This is a genomic window from Paraglaciecola sp. T6c, assembly GCF_000014225.1.
Taxonomy (GTDB): Bacteria; Pseudomonadota; Gammaproteobacteria; order Enterobacterales; family Alteromonadaceae; genus Paraglaciecola; species Paraglaciecola atlantica_A.
Genome location: NC_008228.1, coordinates 3,595,470 through 3,615,928, shown reverse-complemented (window position 1 = coordinate 3,615,928; position 20,459 = coordinate 3,595,470). Strand labels below are relative to the sequence as shown.

At 42.0% G+C, this 20,459-nt stretch carries 23 protein-coding genes and 2 pseudogenes; 14 read left to right on the top strand and 11 right to left on the bottom strand.

Features of this window, described 5'->3' with window-relative positions:
* Positions 1-92 precede the first annotated feature (92 nt).
* Entirely contained in the window at positions 93-365 is a 273-nt protein-coding gene (locus tag PATL_RS15330) for a hypothetical protein (protein WP_041713938.1), read from the top strand.
* A gap of 224 nt (positions 366-589) precedes the next feature.
* Here the strand turns inward: PATL_RS15330 and PATL_RS15325 are convergent, their stop codons facing one another.
* Complete coding sequence (locus PATL_RS15325; RefSeq protein ID WP_041713936.1) at positions 590-1,552, bottom strand: class I SAM-dependent methyltransferase; 963 nt, start codon at positions 1,550-1,552, stop codon at positions 590-592.
* Between the two features lie 530 nt (positions 1,553-2,082).
* Between PATL_RS15325 and PATL_RS15320 the strand changes: the two genes are divergently transcribed.
* From PATL_RS15320 to PATL_RS15280, 9 genes are all read left to right on the top strand, one after another.
* A complete protein-coding gene (locus PATL_RS15320; RefSeq protein ID WP_011575747.1) occupies positions 2,083-2,847 on the top strand; it encodes a DUF3450 domain-containing protein in 765 nt (254 codons plus the stop codon).
* Between the two features lie 5 nt (positions 2,848-2,852).
* Positions 2,853-4,205, top strand: a complete 1,353-nt coding sequence (locus PATL_RS15315) for a MotA/TolQ/ExbB proton channel family protein (protein ID WP_011575746.1) — start codon at positions 2,853-2,855, stop codon at positions 4,203-4,205.
* A gap of 1 nt (position 4,206) precedes the next feature.
* Positions 4,207-4,731: a MotA/TolQ/ExbB proton channel family protein gene (locus PATL_RS15310; RefSeq protein WP_006993661.1), complete on the top strand. Its 525-nt coding sequence runs from the start codon at positions 4,207-4,209 to the stop codon at positions 4,729-4,731.
* A gap of 12 nt (positions 4,732-4,743) precedes the next feature.
* Positions 4,744-5,145 carry an ExbD/TolR family protein gene (locus PATL_RS15305; protein ID WP_011575745.1) on the top strand — a complete coding sequence of 134 codons (402 nt, stop codon included), beginning with the start codon at positions 4,744-4,746 and terminating at the stop codon, positions 5,143-5,145.
* 1 nt (position 5,146) lies between these two features.
* Positions 5,147-5,761, top strand: a complete 615-nt coding sequence (locus PATL_RS15300; protein WP_006993659.1) for an energy transducer TonB — start codon at positions 5,147-5,149, stop codon at positions 5,759-5,761.
* Positions 5,761-7,020, top strand: coding sequence for a tetratricopeptide repeat protein (locus tag PATL_RS15295; RefSeq protein ID WP_011575744.1), 1,260 nt, complete (start codon positions 5,761-5,763; stop codon positions 7,018-7,020). Before PATL_RS15300 ends, PATL_RS15295 begins: the two co-directional genes overlap by 1 nt.
* 199 nt (positions 7,021-7,219) lie before the next feature.
* Positions 7,220-8,002: a hypothetical protein gene (locus tag PATL_RS15290; protein ID WP_011575743.1), complete on the top strand. Its 783-nt coding sequence runs from the start codon at positions 7,220-7,222 to the stop codon at positions 8,000-8,002.
* Between the two features lie 273 nt (positions 8,003-8,275).
* Positions 8,276-9,781, top strand: coding sequence for an Hsp70 family protein (locus PATL_RS15285; protein WP_011575742.1), 1,506 nt, complete (start codon positions 8,276-8,278; stop codon positions 9,779-9,781).
* A gap of 61 nt (positions 9,782-9,842) precedes the next feature.
* A complete protein-coding gene (locus PATL_RS15280) occupies positions 9,843-10,349 on the top strand; it encodes a DUF3087 domain-containing protein (protein WP_011575741.1) in 507 nt (168 codons plus the stop codon).
* Positions 10,350-10,427: 78 nt separating this feature from the next.
* Here the strand turns inward: PATL_RS15280 and PATL_RS15275 are convergent, their stop codons facing one another.
* The 4 genes and pseudogenes from PATL_RS15275 to PATL_RS15265 form a co-directional block, all read right to left on the bottom strand.
* Positions 10,428-11,180 carry a sulfite exporter TauE/SafE family protein gene (locus tag PATL_RS15275; protein WP_011575740.1) on the bottom strand — a complete coding sequence of 251 codons (753 nt, stop codon included), beginning with the start codon at positions 11,178-11,180 and terminating at the stop codon, positions 10,428-10,430.
* A 73-nt stretch (positions 11,181-11,253) separates the two neighbouring features.
* Positions 11,254-11,448, bottom strand: a complete 195-nt coding sequence (locus PATL_RS15270; protein ID WP_006993653.1) for a YwbE family protein — start codon at positions 11,446-11,448, stop codon at positions 11,254-11,256.
* A 33-nt stretch (positions 11,449-11,481) separates the two neighbouring features.
* A pseudogene (locus PATL_RS22525) lies at positions 11,482-11,724 on the bottom strand (endonuclease III); the annotation flags it as partial.
* A 141-nt stretch (positions 11,725-11,865) separates the two neighbouring features.
* Positions 11,866-12,759: an AraC family transcriptional regulator gene (locus PATL_RS15265; RefSeq protein ID WP_011575738.1), complete on the bottom strand. Its 894-nt coding sequence runs from the start codon at positions 12,757-12,759 to the stop codon at positions 11,866-11,868.
* Positions 12,760-12,969: 210 nt separating this feature from the next.
* Between PATL_RS15265 and PATL_RS15260 the strand changes: the two genes are divergently transcribed.
* The 3 genes from PATL_RS15260 to PATL_RS15250 are packed head-to-tail and all read left to right on the top strand — an operon-like array spanning position 12,970 to position 15,416.
* A complete protein-coding gene (locus PATL_RS15260) occupies positions 12,970-13,920 on the top strand; it encodes an SDR family oxidoreductase (protein WP_011575737.1) in 951 nt (316 codons plus the stop codon).
* 27 nt (positions 13,921-13,947) lie between these two features.
* Positions 13,948-14,667 carry a fibrobacter succinogenes major paralogous domain-containing protein gene (locus PATL_RS15255; RefSeq protein ID WP_232283231.1) on the top strand — a complete coding sequence of 240 codons (720 nt, stop codon included), beginning with the start codon at positions 13,948-13,950 and terminating at the stop codon, positions 14,665-14,667.
* 8 nt (positions 14,668-14,675) lie between these two features.
* Positions 14,676-15,416, top strand: coding sequence for an alpha/beta fold hydrolase (locus tag PATL_RS15250; protein ID WP_232283230.1), 741 nt, complete (start codon positions 14,676-14,678; stop codon positions 15,414-15,416).
* A gap of 86 nt (positions 15,417-15,502) precedes the next feature.
* Here PATL_RS15250 and PATL_RS15245 read toward each other — a convergent pair.
* Positions 15,503-15,739: pseudogene (locus tag PATL_RS15245) on the bottom strand (endonuclease III); the annotation flags it as partial.
* Between the two features lie 119 nt (positions 15,740-15,858).
* A complete protein-coding gene (locus PATL_RS15240) occupies positions 15,859-16,752 on the bottom strand; it encodes a LysR family transcriptional regulator (protein ID WP_011575733.1) in 894 nt (297 codons plus the stop codon).
* 99 nt (positions 16,753-16,851) lie between these two features.
* On the opposite strand from PATL_RS15240, the gene PATL_RS15235 reads away from it, so the two are divergent.
* Positions 16,852-17,208: a DoxX family protein gene (locus PATL_RS15235; RefSeq protein ID WP_011575732.1), complete on the top strand. Its 357-nt coding sequence runs from the start codon at positions 16,852-16,854 to the stop codon at positions 17,206-17,208.
* Positions 17,209-17,364: 156 nt separating this feature from the next.
* Here the strand turns inward: PATL_RS15235 and nth are convergent, their stop codons facing one another.
* The 4 genes from nth to rsxD are packed head-to-tail and all read right to left on the bottom strand — an operon-like array spanning position 17,365 to position 20,454.
* On the bottom strand, positions 17,365-17,997 hold the full coding sequence (nth, locus tag PATL_RS15230) for an endonuclease III (RefSeq protein ID WP_011575731.1): 633 nt from the start codon (positions 17,995-17,997) through the stop codon (positions 17,365-17,367).
* Between the two features lie 34 nt (positions 17,998-18,031).
* A complete protein-coding gene (locus PATL_RS15225) occupies positions 18,032-18,730 on the bottom strand; it encodes an electron transport complex subunit E (RefSeq protein WP_011575730.1) in 699 nt (232 codons plus the stop codon).
* A 6-nt stretch (positions 18,731-18,736) separates the two neighbouring features.
* On the bottom strand, positions 18,737-19,384 hold the full coding sequence (gene rsxG / locus PATL_RS15220) for an electron transport complex subunit RsxG (RefSeq protein ID WP_011575729.1): 648 nt from the start codon (positions 19,382-19,384) through the stop codon (positions 18,737-18,739).
* Positions 19,381-20,454, bottom strand: coding sequence for an electron transport complex subunit RsxD (rsxD, locus tag PATL_RS15215; protein WP_011575728.1), 1,074 nt, complete (start codon positions 20,452-20,454; stop codon positions 19,381-19,383). The genes rsxG and rsxD overlap by 4 nt, the downstream gene beginning before the upstream one ends.
* Positions 20,455-20,459: the final 5 nt, after the last annotated feature.

The following is a 20,459-nucleotide window of genomic DNA, read 5'->3' as shown; positions in this document are numbered from 1 at the left end:
AAGTAGATTGTTGTTTGATGGTGGAAATTATAAGATTGAAACTCAAATATAATAGACTTAAGTATATAAGTCACAGTTAAAAGGGAATATTCATGATTTTCAAAAAAATTATTGTTGTTGGTTGCATTGCACTAGTTTCAGCTTGCAGTACCAATAATAACGCAGACCAAGTGGAGGCTGAAAACCAAGAGAGTGCTTCAGCAGCTAGTAACACAGGTGATTTACGCTGTAAAAACGTTACGGTGACTGGAAGCCGTTTTCCTGTGAAGAGATGTACTACTGCAGCTCAAAGAGCCAGAGAACTAGAGGATGCGAAAAAAGTCTTAAATGATGCTCGAAATAATGTAGGTGCACAAGGTAGTTAACAGTAATAGCTCAGACCTGATCTGACAGGTAACTACATGTAATTTTCGTGGAGTTCTGGTTAGGTTCGAGCTAAATTAACTTTATACTTTGCAACTATCAATGGTCGTTCTGTTAGAGTTTGATTGCCTTAAACTCTCAAGCTCATGCTAAGCATCTAGGTAGTCTCTTAGAGCTCATCATAACTTGTGTAGTAAGATCTTGTTTAATTACACAACAACGATTACTAAAAGACCTCAATTGCCCAAGCAAATGGTTTAAAATTTCGATTAGCGCTCAAAACATCGATTTTAACGTTTCTAACCCCATTAGCTGTAAACGCTTCGACTGCTTTGTTCAACGATAAATTATTGAGTGAACTTTGAAGCATCAAAATCATTCTTTCTTGATAATTGGTTAACTCTTCTTCCATTTTAGTTAGCCAATGCAACACAGCAGACGTATCGAACCGAGTTAAATTTTCATACATGTAACGCGTGTCGTTAAATAGCCTAAGTAACTGTCCCCCAGCTGCATATGGTTGCCGCGTTACCAAATCAGAGACGTCATAAAGCGCATTCCTAAATGTTGCATCAATTTTTATGGAAAAATCTCCAGACATTTTGTCATCTTTTGCGTTAAAAGCACGCCTAGCATGTGCAAAAAAATCAATATCGCTTAAAGCATATAAGACTTTTAAGTTACGCTCGCATTCAGCTTGAATAGCGCCATCTTGGTAGTGACATATAGCAATAAACCTACCGTCTTTACGCAATACACGACTGCATTCTTTAAATGCGCTGAGTCCACAGTACTCAATTCCAAATTGACTTATGATGAAGTTAAATGATTCATTTTTAAATGGGAGCTGTGCACAGTTAGTTTGCAAAACTTTGCTAAGTGGATATTTTGATTTAACAGAGCGTAAAGCAGAATAAGATAAGTCTGCAGAGTAAAATTCAGACAGTTTTTCAGGCAATATACAGTCTTGTCTAACCAAGGTTTCAAGCAATGCTCCCCCACCAGAGGCTATGTCTAATAACTTATTTCTCTCCAGCGAGATTGCACTGAACCTATTTTTCCAAAAATGGTTTAGGGTTTTTACGTGCGTTGCACTAGCATCATAAGCAGCGACATCAGACGTTTTGCCCCAGTGATTATTCCATGAATTGTTGTTCAGTTGTGATTTCAGGGGAACAGCAGAAGCCATAATATATCCCATTATTGAATGCTCCACGGGATAATAGTGCGTTATAGCAGACATTAGTATTCACAAAAGTATCACGGCAGACGCTCACCTCTAGCGGTTGATGATTTAATTAAGTCTTGGAGAAAATGTAGGTTCTTTTAAGTCTAAAAATTTTATTTATATTACAATACGGAAAATTCATGGGTATTCATTTAAGTATCAAGTTTTCTTATTTTTATAACTGTTAGTACTTACATTGTATAAAAAATAATCTCGTTCGGTCATGTAAAGCCAGTTTTGTTCGAAATTTGAGTAAGAACAATGAAAAACAGTGAAATCTCTATGCATTTAGTTCAGCTACTTTGTCGCTTAATATGAATGTGTCACCTTGACAATTCGCAGGGTTCCATGTGAATATCTTGAAGTCTTAGTGTTAAATTCCATTAATGCTAAGCCCCTATAACTTATAAAGCTTAGAAGCCCCTTGCGACGTTTTTTTACCCGTCGGCGAGGATCCAAAACAAGAAAATTGGTTGGGAATTATGTCCAAAATGAGCAAGAGAAACCTTATTGCTTCTACCGTTATCGGTGCACTAGCACTCGGTAGTAGTGCTGTTGTCTCTGCAGACCCGTTGAATGATCTTCATAAAGAAGAGTCAAAGATTCACGTGGATGCAGCGAAGTCTCAAGAAAAAATTAACAAACTATACGAGCAATCGTTAGACATCTTTTCTGAATATCGCCAAGTTGTTGATGAAACAGAAAACCTTAAAGTTTATAACGACTATCTAGCAACTTTGGTTGCAGACCAGCAGCGCGGTATCGATTCTCTTCAACGTCAAATTGACGGTATTGAAGGTGTTAAACGTGGTGTTGTTCCATTGATGTTCAGAATGATCGATAGTTTAGAGCAATTCATTGAACTTGATATTCCAATTAACCTTGAAGAACGTCGTGCTCGTGTTGAGCGTCTTCGTGACGTTATGGCTAATTCAAACGTAACTACGTCTGAACAGTTCCGTCAGGTAATTGAAGCTTACCAAATCGAAAACCAATATGGTCAGAACATTCGTGCATATCAAGGTAAACTTGATTTCGAAGGAACTGAAATTACGGTAGATTTCTTTAACCTAGGTCGTACTGTTTTAGCAGCACTTTCTTTGGATCAGAAAAACGCTTGGGTGTGGGATAATGACGCGAGAGCTTGGCAGAAATTAGGTGATGAATACCTAAGCTCTGTTGTAACGGCTGTTCGTATGGCCAACAAACTCGTGCCAGCTGACCTAATCAAACTACCCATTAAAGCTGCGGAGTAATATCGATGAAAACAATCTATAAATCAGTATTAGCTGCGGCATCGGTAGCTTTATTCGCATCCTCAGTGCATGCGGCTACGTCTCTAGAAGACTTACTGCAAGAAGTTAAGAAAAATCGAGTTTCTGAAGCTCGTATCAATAAAGAACGTGAAGCAGAATTCCAATCTGCACGTGCCGATAAACAAGCTCTTTTGAGAAAAGCGCAATCTGCTCTTAAAGCTGAACAGACTCGTGGTGATAACCTTGCCAAGAAATATTCAGATAATGAAGTAGCCCTTGCAGAGAAAGAGCAGGAGCTTAATCAAGCAACCGGTACCCTTGGTGAAATGTTTGGTGTTGTTCGTCAAGCATCTTCTGAAGCATTCGGTCAGATTTCAACGTCTATCGTAAGTGCTGAATTCCCAGGTCGTGGCGAGTTCTTGAAGAGCATGTCAGAAGAGTCTAAAGGTCTTCCGAATATTCAGGAATTAGAAGACTTATGGTTCGCACTTCAAACTGAGATGACTGAATCAGGTCAAGTATCACGTTTTCAAACTGAAGTTATCAGCTTGGATGGTGGTTCTACTACACAAGAAGTTGTACGTGTAGGTACGTTTAACTTGATTGGTGACCAAGGTTACTTGGTATATGATGATCAAAACGAAATCGTTCAGCCTCTAGGTCGTCAACCTGACGGTTACCTAGTTAGCTCAGCGCAAGATTTGCTATCAGCTACATCTGGCTTAGTGCCTTTCTACGCAGATCCATCACGTGGCGGTATTCTTGGCTTGCTTAAAGAAAAAGCAACTATGTCTGAGCGTTACCATGCTGGTGGTGTAGTGGGTTACGTTATTACAGCAATGTTGATTCTTGGTCTTCTTATTGGTCTTTATAAGATTATTACTCTGACTATTATCAGCGGCAAAATGCGTTCTCAGTTAAACAACACTGGTAACCCTTCAAATGGCAACCCTCTTGGTCGTATCCTTCAAGTTTACAAAGATAACAAAGCAACTGATGCTGAGAATCTTGAATTGAAACTTGATGAAGCGATCCTTAAAGAACTACCTAAGATTGAAAGCGGTATTAACATCATCAAGATTTTCGCAGCAATCGCTCCGTTACTTGGTTTGTTAGGTACGGTACTAGGTATGATTGCAACGTTCCAACAAATTACTTTGTTCGGTACGGGCGCCCCAAGATTGATGGCTGGTAGTATATCAATGGCGTTGGTAACAACTGCTCAAGGTATTATTGCGGCATTGCCACTGATTCTTATGCACAGCATCGTTGCTGGTCGTAGTAAGTCAATCGTTCATATTCTAGATGAGCAAACTGCCGGTATTATTGCGGCACACGCTGAGTCGGAGAAAGCCTAAGATGTTATACCTGATAGAACTATGGGAGTCTGTCAGGGACTTTATCGCTGCCGGCGGTGACGTTTTATACGTTGTCGCCCTAGCGCTCTTCTTAATGTGGGTTTTGATGATAGAGCGTTATTGGTACTTAGCTTCCGTATTCCCTAAAATGAGAAAAGAAATTGTCTCTAATTGGGATGCTCGAGAAGATACTACCTCTTGGTATGCGCATAGAATCCGTGACGCATGGATTTCGCAAGCATCCGATGGACTTAGTGCAAGAATGTTGTTGATTAAAACTCTTGTTGCAATGTGTCCACTAATCGGTCTTTTAGGAACGGTTACCGGAATGATCGGCGTTTTCGAAACAATGGCAACACAAGGCACAAGCAACCCGCGCCTGATGGCTGCTGGTATTTCAATGGCTACGATTCCAACGATGGCTGGGATGGTCGCTGCTTTATCTGGCGTATTTTTTAGTTCTCGTCTTGAGGCGAAAGTAAAAATGGCTAAAGAAAAGTTAGTTGACAGTTTGCCCCATCATTAGAGAGAGGAATTTATGGCTCGCAAAGTACGTGTTGAAGAAGAAGATGCTGCGATAGACATGACGCCGATGTTGGACATCGTGTTTATCATGCTGATCTTCTTTATTGTAACGACTGTTTTCGTTAAAGAAGCGGGCATCGAGGTTAACAAACCTGGTGCTACGCAAGCGATTATGCCCAAGAATGCCAACATCTTTATCGCAATTACTGAAGACGGTGACGTCTGGATGGATAAGCGTGAAATTGATGTTGACAGTGTTCGTGCTAATTTAGAGCGCCTGATGGCTGAACAGCCTTCAGATGTTGTAATAGTTCAAGCTGACGAAAATGCAGAACATGGTGTGGTGATCGACGTAATGGATCAAATCAAAGCTGCAGGTATAGATCGCATTTCTATTGCTGCGAAGGGGAACTAATATGGGACGTTTAATTGTTTCTGTACTCCTTGGTGGGGTAATCGCGTTTGTATTATTTGTTGTCATGGCCAAGTTAATTGCTAACTCGTCACGTCCAGCAGATAAGGTACCACCTGCGCCTGTAATTGATATTGTTATGTCTACACCGGATGATTCTACTCAAACTAGAACTCGTGTACCGCCTCCGCCTCCGCCTCCGCCCCAGCAGCCTCCTAAATTGGAGCCAGTTGAGCCGGATACAGCAGATGCTAATACTGATGGCTTGAGTTTCAATATGCCAGCTGTCGATATTGGCGGAGCTTCAGTTGACATCGGTGGTGTTGGTGCAATGCAACGAGATGGCGATGCAACACCTATCGTTCGAATTGAACCTAAGTATCCTGCACAGGCTGCTCGTGATGGCAAAGAAGGGTGGGTTAAACTGTCTTTCACCATTAATGAAGTTGGTGGTGTTGAAGATGTCGACGTTATCGAAGCTGATCCTAAGCGTGTATTTGACCGTGAAGCTAAACGTGCACTGAGAAAGTGGAAGTATAAGCCTAAGGTTGAAGACGGTAAGCCTATGAAGCAGTTCGGTATGAAAGTTCAGTTAGACTTTAAGTTGGATCAATCATAATGAATAAATATTTTAAAACATTGTTGGTTGGCGCAACGTTTGCTGCTTCTACATTAAGTTCCAGTTTCGTTAGTGCTCAGTCCGCAGCGATTGTTTGTCCTGGTTACAAACGTGGCCCTACAAATATTCCTAGTGAGAGAACCGGTAAAAAAGTTCAAAAAGCGTTCGAAGCATACAACGAAGATTTGGTTGATGAAGCCCTGTCTATTTTGTATGACATTGATACGTCGCAGACTTTTGACCGCGCTTTTACAGACAGATTTATCGGTAACTTGTTAGCGACTAAATCTGAATCTGGCCCCAAGGCCTTAGAATATTTGGAAAAGTCAGTAAACGCTAAAGCGCTCAATGACACTGAACAAGCTGGTACCTTACGTTTAATTGCAGATCTGAACATGCAAGAAAAGCGTTATGAACAAGCTGTTAAGCGTTATCAAGAGTGGATGGACTTTACCTGTAAAGAAGATGCTGATGTGTATCTTCGTATGGGGCAAGCGCTGTATGAGACGAAAGCATATGCAGATATGATTTCGCCTCTGAATAAGTCTATCGCACTGGATGATAAGCCCAACAAAAATGCATATGCATTGAAGTTGACCTCTTATTATAGTCGTAAGATGTATAAAGAAACTGTGGAAGTCGCTGAGGAAATGGTGAAAATCTTTCCTGACAACAAGGCGAATTGGACGCAACTTGGTTTCTTCTACATGTTAGTTGAAGACTATAAGAAAGGTTTGTCTACGTTCGAAATGGCTTACGACCAAGGTTACTTGACGAAAGCAGCGGAAATTAAGGCATTGACTCAGTTGTACGCAACTAATGAGATCCCTTACAAAGCCGCTGTGGTATTCGAAAAGAACGTTGAAAGTGGTTTGATCAAACGTGATGATAAAGCACTAACTAATCTTGCGAACTCTTGGCATCAGGCTAAGAATCATTTGAAAGCTGCCAAGTACTATGGCGAAGCTGCTAAGATGAATTCAGACCCTGACCTTTATCGCAAACAAGGTACGTTATTGCTAACGGCTGAAAAGTACAGTGATGCACTTGCTGCCCTTCAAAAGGCATTGGATGAGGGCGCAGATGATCGCGGTCGTATTCACATGGCCATGATGGAAGCGAACTTTTATACAGGCAAATACAGAAGTGCTTACAAGCACGTCTTAGAAGCCAAAAAGGACAAATCAACTTCACGCAGTGCGAGAAGTTGGGAACCTTATATAAAAGAGAAAGCGAAGAATCGCGGTATTACGCTTTAGTCATACTAAATAGTAGTTCGTTAAAAAAGGCTCCCTTGTGGAGCCTTTTTCGTTTCTAAAGCCCGTTTATTTGTCTATTAATGCCTTTTATCTCGAGACTTCTCTACTTGATCAGTGCGTTATACATTAGGCGAATATCTGATAGTTTAATAGTTCTGATAGACTACGAATTGAAGATGAATAATTTAAAGAAGACATTATGAAAAAAGGATTAGGATTTTTAGTTTTATTATTATTGCTTGCCGTAGGCGTAGCTTGGTACCTACTCAGTGGTGCGGGGGATTTCATTCGTACCCAAATAGAGGAGCATGGGAGTGACTTTCTTGGTACTAGAGTTTCCGTTGCGAAAGTTGAATTAGCGCTTGCAGATGGCCGCATGAGCATTGGTGGCTTAAACGTCAAAAACCCCCAGGGTTTTAGTGACGAAAATGCGTTTAGCCTAGGAGATATCACTCTTGATATAGGTGAGGTACTCAGCGAGCCTTACGTGGTACAAACTATTAGTGTGAATGCGCCAGAAGTATTGTATGAAGTCGATGCAAGCGGTAAGGGGAATCTACTTGTATTAAAAAATAACGTAGAAAGTAAACTTTCAAAGACAGAAAGTAAGGCTGAGCCTGAAACGACCGGCGGGGCTAATCCGTTGGTCATTGTTGAAAACGTAACTGTGAGTAACGTACGCCTGAAGTTAAATTTTGAGCAACTTTCTACAGGAGACTTAGCGCTTAAAACTAAAGCCTACGAAGTCACTTTACCGACATTCAATGCGGGACCTATTGGGGAACCTAGTGGTATGCCTGCTGATCAAGTCGGTGCAGCCGTAGTAAAGAGTATGCTCGATAATGTCATGGCAGCTGCTAAGTCTGAAGCAAAGAAGCGGTTAGCAGAGGAAGCTAAAAAGAAAGTAAATGAAGAACTTGAAAAGCAAAAAGAGAAGTTGCTAGATAAGGCGGGTGATAAGCTCAAAGGCTTATTTAATTAGATTGCTCATTATCCCTCAGGGCAGTTGATTATTGTTTAGTGTACGCCAACTAAGCAATTAAACTGCTCTGTTACAGGGTCATATAATCTGGCCTTAACTAATTCAGCCTGTGCATCTTATTACCCTGCAAAGAGGTGATTATGTGGATTCATAAGGCTATTTATCCTATTTGCTGTGGCAGCAATCAAAACATTTAATGAAGAAATAATATTTTTACTTTACACTCCTGCGCTTTGTCTTCGAATAACTAACAGTGGATAACGTACAGCAGATATGGCAGCGATAGGTATTGATTACGGAACCTCAAATTCAGAGGTCTCTTATTTTGACGGAAAACAACATCACTTCATAAAACTGGATGCGGAGCTTGAAGGTGCGCATAAAATCCGTTCGTCTGTCTTTATCTATTACGAGAATGAATTACCTACTCCTCCTGTCTCGATGATTGAAGCGAAAGTAGCGCAAATAAAACGTGCTATTAGTGAGCAAATCGACAAAGCGAAGGACGGCTATTACGAAGCCCCTGATCCAAAAGAACAGCAGCGTTACAGCGAGCGAATTGATTCCCTTCGAGTCGAATTTCACAACTTGCCTGAGCTGCAACGTCGTGCAATAGAAATATTACTTAAAGATATGACGGTTCAAGATCTGCCGTTAAAACAGCTCGTTGAAACGGGTAAATTTGCCTTTGGCGAAGAGGGGTTCAGACGTTATCTGCAAACACCTGATAAGGGGCGTTTGATTTACTCACCTAAGAATTTCTTAGGTGCAAATTTGGTGGCAGGGCAGCAGCACGCTTTTGTCGGTCTTATTGCCAAGCAGCTAGAATTCTTTCGTTTAAGCGCTCAAGATCAGCTCAACATGACCGTCGATAGTGCTGTAATAGGACGTCCAGTAAAGTTCCATGGTACTCGCGGTCAAGAAGGAAATGAGCAAGCGATAGAGATTATGACCCAGGCCGCTCAACAGGCTGGCTTCTTACATGTTGAGTTTTTAGAGGAGCCTATTGCTGCTGCTTATCAAATTGAGCGTACCCTCAATAAACAAACCAATGTGTTGGTGGCCGATATTGGAGGAGGTACTACCGATATCTGTTGTATCACGTTATCACCCGATAAGCAGATAAACCTTGACCGTCAGCAAGACGTATTATCAGTGACGGGGGCGCGCTTAGGTGGAATGGAGTGTGATAAAAATCTCATAATAAAGAGTATTGCACCCACAATGGGGCGTGGCTTATTGATGCGTAATGGGTTACCGGTACCGCCTACCTATTACTCTGATATGTGCGCAGTAGATGATATTCCAAAGTTAAATCATTTCTTTTCTGAAGAATACTGGTTAGCTATCGCACAAACCAAATCAGATGTGAAAGAGCCAAAGCTCCTAGCGCGATTACTCACGGTTCAGGAGGATAAGCTTTCTGCGCGGCTGGTTAATTCATCTCGCTTGGCAAAAGAAATGCTCTCATCAAAAGACAGCATTACCTTACCTCTGCATTATGTTGAGCAAGATTACGAAGTCAATATCGATATAGAGGCGCTAAAAAGCTCTATGCAGCCTTGGCTGTCTCGCGTAAAGGGATTGGTTAAGGAGTGTCTGCAAAATAGTGCACAAGAGCCAGAGATGCTCTTTATTACGGGGGGGATGAGTTTATCTCCGATTGTAAGAAAAGAATTAGGAGAGGTTATGTTACCGCACTTACCTCTAATGCAGGGAGATGCGTTTAACTCAGTGTGCGAAGGGTTAGCCATCCAAGCAGCTAAATTGACTGCATGATAGAGATTAAGTTGAAGCGTAATTCGTCGATGTATCTACTGATCTCCAAAAAAGAGCTGTTATGCAACTGATTAACGTTAACAAAGAGCGTTACCGTCGCCACTTGAACTGGGTTATTGGTATGTGTATTTCTGGATTAGCTGCTGGTAGCTTGGACATTTCACAGCTATTGATTGCACTATTTCCGGATCAAAGCGGCAGCCACTTTCATTGGAATCTACTCGGTGTCATCGTATCTAGCGTCACCATTGGTTGGTTATTAAACAAATATCGCCATCACGACTTTATGACTGAAGTTACCTATGTTTGGGAACTGAAAAAAGCGCTCAACAAAATTAATCGCAAGCTGCCCAAACTTAAAGCTGCAGCGGCAAAAGGTAACCTTAATGCCATGATTGCATTGCAGTATAGCTACTCTGGCTCACGTTTACTGTGGGAATTAGACGACAATACCATTGTGATGGAAGAATTAACGATTGAGCAAGCCAAGCTAGATGCACTTATTTCACAATACCAACTCATTCTGCATGTAGAAGACTATAACGATTCACTCTTGAAGGAATTTTGACCCAAACCAGAGGGGGCTAGCTCTTCCCCGCAACAGGTTTTCAAAACGTAAGTTTGATGGCGATGTTATAGCGCCAGGCTATACGACCATCATAACGGCTGCAACACCTGTAGCGGCCAATATTAACCAACGATACTGCTTCTCTGGTATGTATCTCACTATCTTGATGCCAACGAACGCCCCGATCGCAATAAAAGGCAGCAAGGCCAAGTTCAACGAAAATGAATTGAGAGAAATGGTGTGCCAGCTGAAAATATGGAAGGGCACCTTAAACACGTTCACAGCAAGAAAGAACCATGCTCCAGTGCCAATGTACTCGTTTTTCGGTAAGCGCATGCTGAGTAAGTAAAGCGCCATGACAGCGGCCGCCAAATTACCAATCATACTGGTGAACCCACCTAGCAACCCCATCAATACGGCAAACCACATGTAATCAGGGATAGTCTCTTTGTTGGCGGTTTCCATCCACAACATGATGGCTAGGCTGACAAAGATAATAACCCCCATCGCGACGCGAAATAGCTGATCGTCTATATAACTGCCTATTAAAGTGGCTAAAACAACTCCCACCGCCGCTGAGGGAAACAACTTCATCAAATAAGACCAATTGACATGCCTTCGGTAATAGGTAACGGCAAATAAATCAGCCATGACAAGCAAAGGTAACATCAAGCCTGACGAGTCTTTCCCGCCAAAAATGATAGCCATAATTGGAATAGTAAATAAAGCGACGCCACCGACACCAGTTTTTGACATGCCTATTAGAAAAGCCGTAAGCAGTAGCATGCCCGCAGTGGAGTAGGTCAATGAATAAGAGAATAAATCAAACATTAGCAGTCGCTATTCATCCTCAAGTAAGCTAAAAGATAGGCCCTTTAAGGAGGTACTTCTTTGCAGTGATAGTTTAATTGTGAATAACCTTAACCCGGCCCACTTGACCGTCTTCGAGCCTCACTTTAATACCATGGGGGTGGTTAGGGGAGTTAGTCAGAAGCCTTGCAACGGTCCCCTGTGTTAATTCACCAGAGCGCTGATGCTCTTTTAGCACAACTGACACCTCAGCCCCTATTTTTACGTTCGCACGTTTAGTGCCGTCCATTGTTTGTTCCTTCTCACGTTAAAACTAAGGAGATCATTCGTCTGAAGTTTTATCTTTAAACTCACATAAATCTTCCACTATACAGCTTCCGCAACGTGGTTTACGAGCGATGCAAGTGTAACGTCCGTGGAGTATTAGCCAGTGGTGCACGTCGACTTTAAATTCAGCGGGTACGACTTTATGCAGCTTTTTCTCAACCAAATCAACATTTTTTCTTATCGCAAATTTAGTCAGGTTACTGACACGGTCAATGTGGGTATCTACCGTAATAGTAGGGCAGCTAAAAGAAAAGAAAGATAGATGGAAAATGGTCTACATATTGGCACTATTTTGAGACTTTCTTCAATTTTTCCAGTTTATTGACATAGTTGAATCGTTCAGAGTAAACCGTGGGAATGAAATTATTTTATTCGACGCTCAAACCCTGTTGTTTTTTCTTTCTATTGTTTGGCTCCATTGCTTTGGAGCTTGACCGTACATTCTTTTAAAATCTCGACTGAATTGCGATGAACTGACATAGCCGACTTCCATGGCGGCGACATTAACATTTCTCCCTTCAGCAATTTTCATGGCAGCGTTGTTCAGCCTCATAGATTTAACGAATTGGATAGGTGACATACTCGTTGCTTGTTTGAATTTACGATGAAACACCGCGCGACTCATACCGACTTGATGCGCTAGGTTTTCGATTGTTACAGACTCGTTTAGATTAGAAGACAGCAATTCAATCGAACGAGCAATTTCGTTTCCTACCCCAAATGAGCGTCTGACCGCGTAACCTGAATCTCCTTTTAATATTGCATAGTAAAGCTCTCGTATACGGCTACTACCAAGTATTGCTATATCTGTAGTACTTTTTTCTAACATTATTAACCGATATAGAGCGTCAGTGAACGCCTCATCCCAATTAGCTGTGGATATGCCTTGCGGATGCACAGACTCTTTGACTTTGTATGTCACGCCTGTAGCACTTTCCAATTCAATGGCTAACTCTGTCATCACTCTAGTATTTAAGGATATGTACACACCCATAAGAGGGTTATCAGGTGAAGCTTCTGGGGTACCAGCTTCTATTGGCATAGACATAGTGCAGCAAATATATTTATTTTTATCATAATAATGTTTATTGCCATTCCAAATGGCTTCTTTTCCACCACTGACTATTGCCGTAACAGATGGTTCGTACAGTGCAGGAGCACAGCGAATTGGCTCCGTTATTTTAAACAATTGCACGCCACTAATTCTGGTTTCTATCATGCCACTTTGGCCTGCTTTTGCGTCAATGAGCTGTCTAATTAACTCTTTACTCATGTGAATTGCCTTCACTCCTATGAAATTATTTTCAAATTAACCAGATGAGCATCAAAAATCAACATGATGATACAAATAGGCAATTTTTAGAGACTATTCCGCCTATTTAGCTCTAGGCAAAGAGATTATATTAGCTTCATAAAATAATTTAAGTTTTGAATCAGTAACTGCTTTAGCCGTTACTGGTTTAATTAAAATTGAGGGTGATTTATGACTACTACAAATCGATTTGGTCCGAATGGTTGGACCCCAGAGCGTATCGGCTCACTTGCGGGCAAAACCTTTGTTATTACTGGAGCCAATACTGGAGCAGGTTTTCAAGCTACACGTATCTTGTTGTCTAAGGGCGCTAACGTGGTAATGTTGAACCGCAACCCAAGTAAATCAGAAGCTGCAATCGCAGAGCTTAAAAATGAATTTGGTGATGCTACCGCTGTAAGCTATATACGGATGGATTTAGCAGAGCTAGCCTCAATTAGACAAGCATCGAAACAAGTATTAGCGGAAGTCCCTAAAATTGATGCACTTATGTGTAACGGCGCTATTGCACAGATCTCTACCCAGCAATTAACGGTAGATGGATTTGAAAGCCAACTAGGGGTAAATCATTACGGCCATTTCTTATTGTGCGGTTTACTTTTTGGTCGCATCGAAGCATCACAGGGCAGAATTGTGGTGGTGTCGAGTGAAGGCCATAAAATGGGGATAAGAAGCATTCAGTTTGACGATATGAATTGGGATAAAAATTATCATCCAAATAAAGTGTATAGCCAAAGTAAACTTGCCCAAATGATGTTTGCATACGAATTACAAGACAAGGTCAAAGCAGCAGGTAAAAATGTCAAAGTTTACGTTTGCCACCCTGGCGCATCTAACACCTCCCTTATCAGAGAAAGCGCCAGCTTTATGACCAGAATATCTTGGGCATTCATGGTAAAGATAGGCATTGCGCAAACCGCAGAAAAAGGCGCTTACCCAGAAGTGATGTGTGCGACCGAAGATAGCTTAAAGGAGCGTGCGTATTACGGCCCAACTGGGTTTATGAATTTCGGAGGCCCAGTAGGAGAAGGCAAACTTGAGTCATTTGCATTAAACAAAGAGGTATTAACAAAGTTATGGACGCTATCTGAAAGAGAAACATCTATTTATTGGCCCTTTTAATTCAATCTATTATGTTTGGCAAAAATTATGAAAGCATTAATCTTTATTTTGGGGATAGGTATGTTAACTCCTATATCGTCATCAGCTAACGACGAGAATAATCTGAAAAGCAGCGCACGCGACGCGATTCAAAACGCTAACCAAGAAACAGTTCAAGACATTGACGGTAACACTTATCGCACAGTGAAAATTGGCGAGCAAATCTGGTTAGCTGAAAACTTAAGGGTCACTAAGTATCAAGACGGAACTAAGATTAATACTGGCTTTATTCCCGATGATAAAGAAGAAAACCTATTAAAACATGGCCGACTCTACGATTGGCACGATGTAGTGGATGAGCGAAATATTTGCCCAGTTGGTTGGCGAATAGCATCAGATGATGATTGGAAAGCCTTGGAAAAAAGTATTGGTATATCTGAGTCTGAACTAGATACACTCGGCTGGAGAGGTGACAATGATATTGCCATTACACTTAAAGCCGAGCAACAAGACACAATTTTTAAAGGTTTTGATCAGTCACAGGTAAACAAATATCAATTCTCAGCTAGCCCAGCGGGTGTCAAAATTGGCAATTGGTATCTTACACAAGGTATGTATACAGAATTTTGGACCGGCAGCTCTGCCACTGAAAAACAAGCCTACGCCAGAACCCTTGCTTATTCTTGGTGGAATACACACAAAGGAGAAATTCGCCGGGAAAAGCTAAACAAGAATTACATGTTTTCTGTAAGATGCGTGAAAAATTAGAGCCAATAATGACAAAGAGCATAGTTACCAGCATTCTATTTTTTCTAAGCCAGCAAATAGCTGGCTGTGCCAACTCTACTGAAAGCTTACCTACCTACAAACCAGATGATGAGCTTGTAGTAATAGCTCATGGGTTAGGGAGAAGCGACTGGGCAATGTGGCGTTTTGCACAACGATTAGAGGATGCTGGCTATAAAGTCTGTAGTTTGGATTATCAGAGTATCGGTGTAAGTGTTGCTGAGGTATTGACAGAAACACGCACCCAAATCGACGCATGTATTTTAAACGCCCCAAAGGTGCATTTTGTGGGGCACTCCCTTGGCGGATTGGTTATTAGAGGTTACCTACAAAATAAAACTCACAAGTTACAAAAAGCTAGAATTGGCGAAGTTGTACTCATTGGCACCCCCAACAAAGGAAGTGAGTTGGCCGATCACTTGAGTGACTCGTGGTTAATGGATATTGGCGGCGGCATAAGTCGCGCATTGGTTACTGGGACTCACAGCTTAGGCAACAACTTGAATGCTTTAGATGTGAATATTGGGGTAATTGCAGGTACAAAATCATTTGGCCTAACCAATGCAAACTTTACAGGCCCAAATGATGGATTAGTATCGGTGGCGTCAACCAAGGTAGATACCATGAGTGATTTCATTACCATTGAAGTGAGTCATTCTATGATGCGTTATAACCTAGAAGTTGCCCAGCAAACTATTCACTTTTTGCAAAAAGGAATGTTTAAGCATTGATGAGTGATATTAATAATATTTCATATTGGATTAGTTACATTTGTTTAGGTAAAGCAACTTACATATTATTAGAGATATTTTATTACTTACTCTGTTTTATCTTTAAACTCACACAAGTCTTCAATAACACATGCGCCACAGCGCGGTTGACGGGCCATACAAATGTATCTGTCATGTAGTATCAACCAATCATGCACGTCCACTTTAAATTCAGCCGGTACCACTTTAAGCTGATTCTGTTCAGCTAAATCGACATTTTTGCCCATGGCGATCTTAATGCGGTTGGAAACACTGAATATATGTGCATCTACCGCAATGGTAGGCCCAGCAAAGCACAAGGAAGGTAGAGGTTATTTCTAAGCGTTTAATATGATTACATTCGAGTATTTGCAAACAATATTTTGAATGGGTTCATTCTGATACGTAGCGATATGTACTAGTTTCAAAGCTTGAGTTCTGAGAAGGCATTCCAAATTTCAGTCGCTACTGGACCAAGGATTTTTGATTTATTTTTTATCAAATAAAATGGAAACGTACTTGAACATTTTTTATCTGCGACCCTAATTTTCTGTAAGGCTCCCGAAGCTAATTGATTAGAAATGAAATGTTCAGGCAACATTCCCCAACCTAGACTATGGGATATGAGTTTATGCTTCGCTTCAAAGCTGTTTACGTACCAGCGCTTTTGTCCTGTTTGTGTGTTGAAATAATTGTCCTGCGTTATTTTACCTGTGTCTTTCACTATGATCTGATTTTCATTGACAAGCGCTTCTATTGAATCCAATGGTTGATATCTTTCTAGCATTTGTGGTGTTGCTACGTTAATCAACTCACCTTCTGCGATCTGTTTTGAGAAAAGTTCGCTAGACTTGGCTAAGTAATCAATTGGGGCACCAGTCACGGCTAATTGTGCTTTACCCTCCGCCACAAGTTGTAAAGCGCCGGTTACATATTCTTGAGTTAAAGAAAGTTGAGTCGAAGGGAATTGGTTTTTTATTTGTTCAAATACCGGAAAAAGCGGTTCAATAGGGAATGCTGCTTCTATAGCAATAATGACTTTTGCTTCATTTCCTAGATTTAAGTGATTTGCATATTGTTCAATCAACGATACCTCTCGAAGAGCTTTAAGGGCCATTTGAAGCGCAGTTTTACCTGCGTTAGTTAAGCTTAACCTATAGCTATCTCTTGTGAATAGTTCCAATCCGAGTTGTGTTTCTAGCTGCTTAAGTGAATGGCTTAATGCGGGTTGTGTTTTGTTTAGTTTACTTGCTGCTGCCCTTAGTGACTTTTCTTCTGCAATTGCTTTCAACACTTTTAATTGTTCGATTGTAATCATGATAAAAATTATGCATCAAGTTTATAAGTTAATATCAATATATGTTAACTAAATGGTTGTTTATAGTCTACGCACTGAAATTGATAATCTTGAGAGAAAATGATGAAAAAAATATTACTTTGGGTGCCGCTTGTACTGCTTGGATTGGTAATGATTTTGGCTGGTGGAGCTAAATTAGCTGGTTTGCCGGAGGTACACGCTAGTTTTGCAAAAATGGGGTTGCCCGAGTGGTTTGGGTATTTTATTGGCCTAGCTGAGTTGCTCGCTGGTATTGCAATGTTTGTCCGCAAGTGGACTGCACTGGCCGCGACTGGAGTAATTCCAGTAATGATAGGTGCTGTTTACTATCATATTGCCTATGAAGAACCTTCAGCAATACCAGCGGTGATATTTATCGGTTTGGCCGTTTACGCGATTTTTATTCGTAAAAAAGAAGCGATTTGGTATCCGGTATAACCTACAAAACGTATTTTATACGCAAAAAGAAAATGTATTTTCTTTTTAAATTTGTCGAATTAGGCACAACACAATGTGCCTAATACGGTTAATAACCATGGTGACGAAAATTCTATAGTTGAATGGCAGTTTAGCGCTTTAAAAGCAAACGATTAACTAATCTACTTTATCTTTAAATTCACACAAATCTTCGATAATGCAAGAACCGCAACGTGGTTTACGAGCGATGCAGGTGTAACGTCCGTGGAGTATTAGCCAGTGGTGCACGTCGACTTTAAATTCTGTAGGAACAACCTTAAGCAGTTTCTGTTCAACGTCATCAACAGTTTTACCCATTGCTAACTTAGTGCGGTTAGAAACACGATATATATGCGTATCTACTGCGATTGTCGGCCAGCCAAAGGCCGTATTAAGCACCACATTTGCTGTTTTGCGACCAACGCCAGGTAATGCCTCTAGGGCTGCGCGATCCTCTGGAACCACGCTGTTATGTTGCTCGATAAGCATCTTGCAGGTTTTGATCACATTCACGGCTTTGGTATTAAACAGCCCAATGGTTTTAATGAACTCTTTTACGCCATCCACGCCCAGGGCGTAAACAGCTTCAGGTGTATTGGCTACAGGGAACATCTTGGCCATGGCTTTATTAACGCTCACGTCGGTCGCCTGAGCTGAGAGCAAAACGGCAATCAGTAGCTCGAAGGGACTTGTGAAGTTCAATTCAGTTGTAGGGTGCGGGTTAGCATCACGCCACCTCGTTAACATCTCTACACGTTTCTGTTGGTTCATCTACGAGTAATGTCCTGTATTCGTCAAATTTCGCTTAGGTTTCGGCAGTGACACGAGCACGCTGAACGACTTTGGCTTCTTGTTTGGCTGCAAACATACGTTCAAAACGCTTATCAAGTATGTTCTTAGCGGCGATCAGCAAGCCCATACCTAAGAATGCCCCTGGAGGTAAAATGGCAAGTAAGAAGGGGGAATCTGTAGTGAAAATTGTCACTTTTAAACTGGTTGCCCAATCGCCTAACAGCAGGTTAGCTCCGGCAAATAAAGTACCGTAGCCAAGCAGTTCACGCATTGCCCCCAAAAGCACGAGCACCACGGTAAACCCGAGCCCCATCATCAACCCGTCGAATGCGGCATAGCCAATAGGGTTTTTAGAAGCGTAAGCTTCAGCTCGGCCGATAATTGCACAGTTGGTCACAATAAGGGGAATGAATATACCAAGCGCCTGATACAACTCGTACGTGTAGGCATTCATTAAAAGCTGCACGACAGTGACAAACGCGGCAATAATCATGACGAAAATAGGAATTCGGATTTCATTTGGCACTAGGTTACGAATAATCGATACGGTCGCATTTGAGCCAATCAAGACCAAGGTCGTGGCTAAGCCTAGGCCTAGACCGTTGGTAACGGTCGCAGTAACGGCAAGTAGCGGGCACAAACCAAGTAGTTGTACTAGGGCCGGGTTATTCTTCCACAGGCCTTGCCAACTTAACTGTTTGAATTCATTCATTCTATTTTACCCTTGTGATGCAAGTTGGCTGCGACATTCGTTGCTGGCAGAAAAAATCGCCTCTTTGTTAGCTTGATAATACAGCGCGGTATTTTTAACGGCACTTACTACTGCCCGCGGGGTAATGGTTGCACCGGTGAACTGATCAAACTGACCACCGTCTTTTTTTACGGCCCAGTTAGATGCATTGTCTTGTGTCAGTTGCTGATTGTTAAAGCCCAAAACCCAATCACTGATACGTAAGTCAATTTTGTCACCTAGGCCTGGTGTCTCTTTGTGGTCTATCACTCTTACACCAGATACGGTTGCATCCCCTGACAACCCCACCACGAGCTCAATACGCCCGCTATACCCATTGGGAGCAGTGGCTTCGATGACTGCTGCAACTGGCTCGCCAGCTCTGGTTGCCCGGTAAATATGCTGCGGACTGTTGCTGCCAAGGTATGCCTGTGAGGTGACTAGCACACAGTCATGCTGCATCAGGTTATCGTAACTACCCCTTGGAACAAGTTCATCTAGGATGGCCAACAACGTTTGTTGACGTTGTAGCTCTATTTGTTCTTGTGTTCCGAAATAGGTGAGGGCAATCAAGCCGCTGGTAATAATTGCAAACAAACTTAGGATCAGCCCATTTTTGGCAATAATCTGCTTCATTTTGGCTCTCCCTTAGTGCGTTTTGTATGGCCATAAGTGCGTGGGCGGGTGTAGTAATCAATGAGCGGTACTGCCATATTCATGATTAAAACAGAAAAGGCAATTGCGTCAGGATAACCGCCCCATGTGCGGATCACATACACCCAAAACCCAATGGCAGCGCCAAAAATAATACGCCCTTTATTGGTGGTTGACGCGGATACAGGATCTGTCGCGATAAAAAATGCACCGAGGATCAAACTACCGTTAAAAATATGGAATAACGGAGACGCAAATCGGTCTGCATCCACTAGAAACATTACACCGGCACATAGAGCCGCGCCTGCAAGCATGCCCCCTGGAATATGCCAATTGATGATCTTAGCGCGTATCAGATATAAGCCACCAAGCAGGTATCCAGTGCTAACCCACCACCACCCAATGCCTAAACTGCCGTCAAATATGGCCGACTGGAGTCCTTCTTCATAGGTTAAGCCCTGGGCAAGTCCTGTTTTAATGGCATCAAGAGGCGTTGCCATGGTATGACCATCTGCAGCGCCTTGCAGCTGAGCTAGGCTAAAACCATCGGCACTAAAGCCAGTAAAGACTGCATAGATAGCGTCGATAAGGCCGGGTTGATGCGCGGTGAGACTTTGCGCAGGTAGCCACTGGGTCATTTGTACCGGAAATGACACCAACAACATGACGTACGCCGCCATTGCCGGATTAAAGACATTGAAACCCAGCCCGCCGTATAATTGCTTAACCATGGCAATTGCGAAGAACGTGCCGATGACAATCACCCACCAAGGAGCAAAAGGTGGAATGCTGATAGCCAACAGAATAGCGGTTAATATCGCGCTGTAATCTTTAATCGCGCGCTCGAAGTTGCGCTTACGCATTTCTAATATTGTCGCTTCAGTGACAACCGCCGTTATTACCGCGAGTGCTATTTGCACCAACACCCCGAAACCGAAAAACCAAGTTTGCAGTAAAATGCCTGGTATTAATGCATAAATCACCATGCGCATAACCTGACCGGTGTTGCGTCGCACATGCTGATGAGGTGAACTGGCTAGTTTATAATTCATTGGCG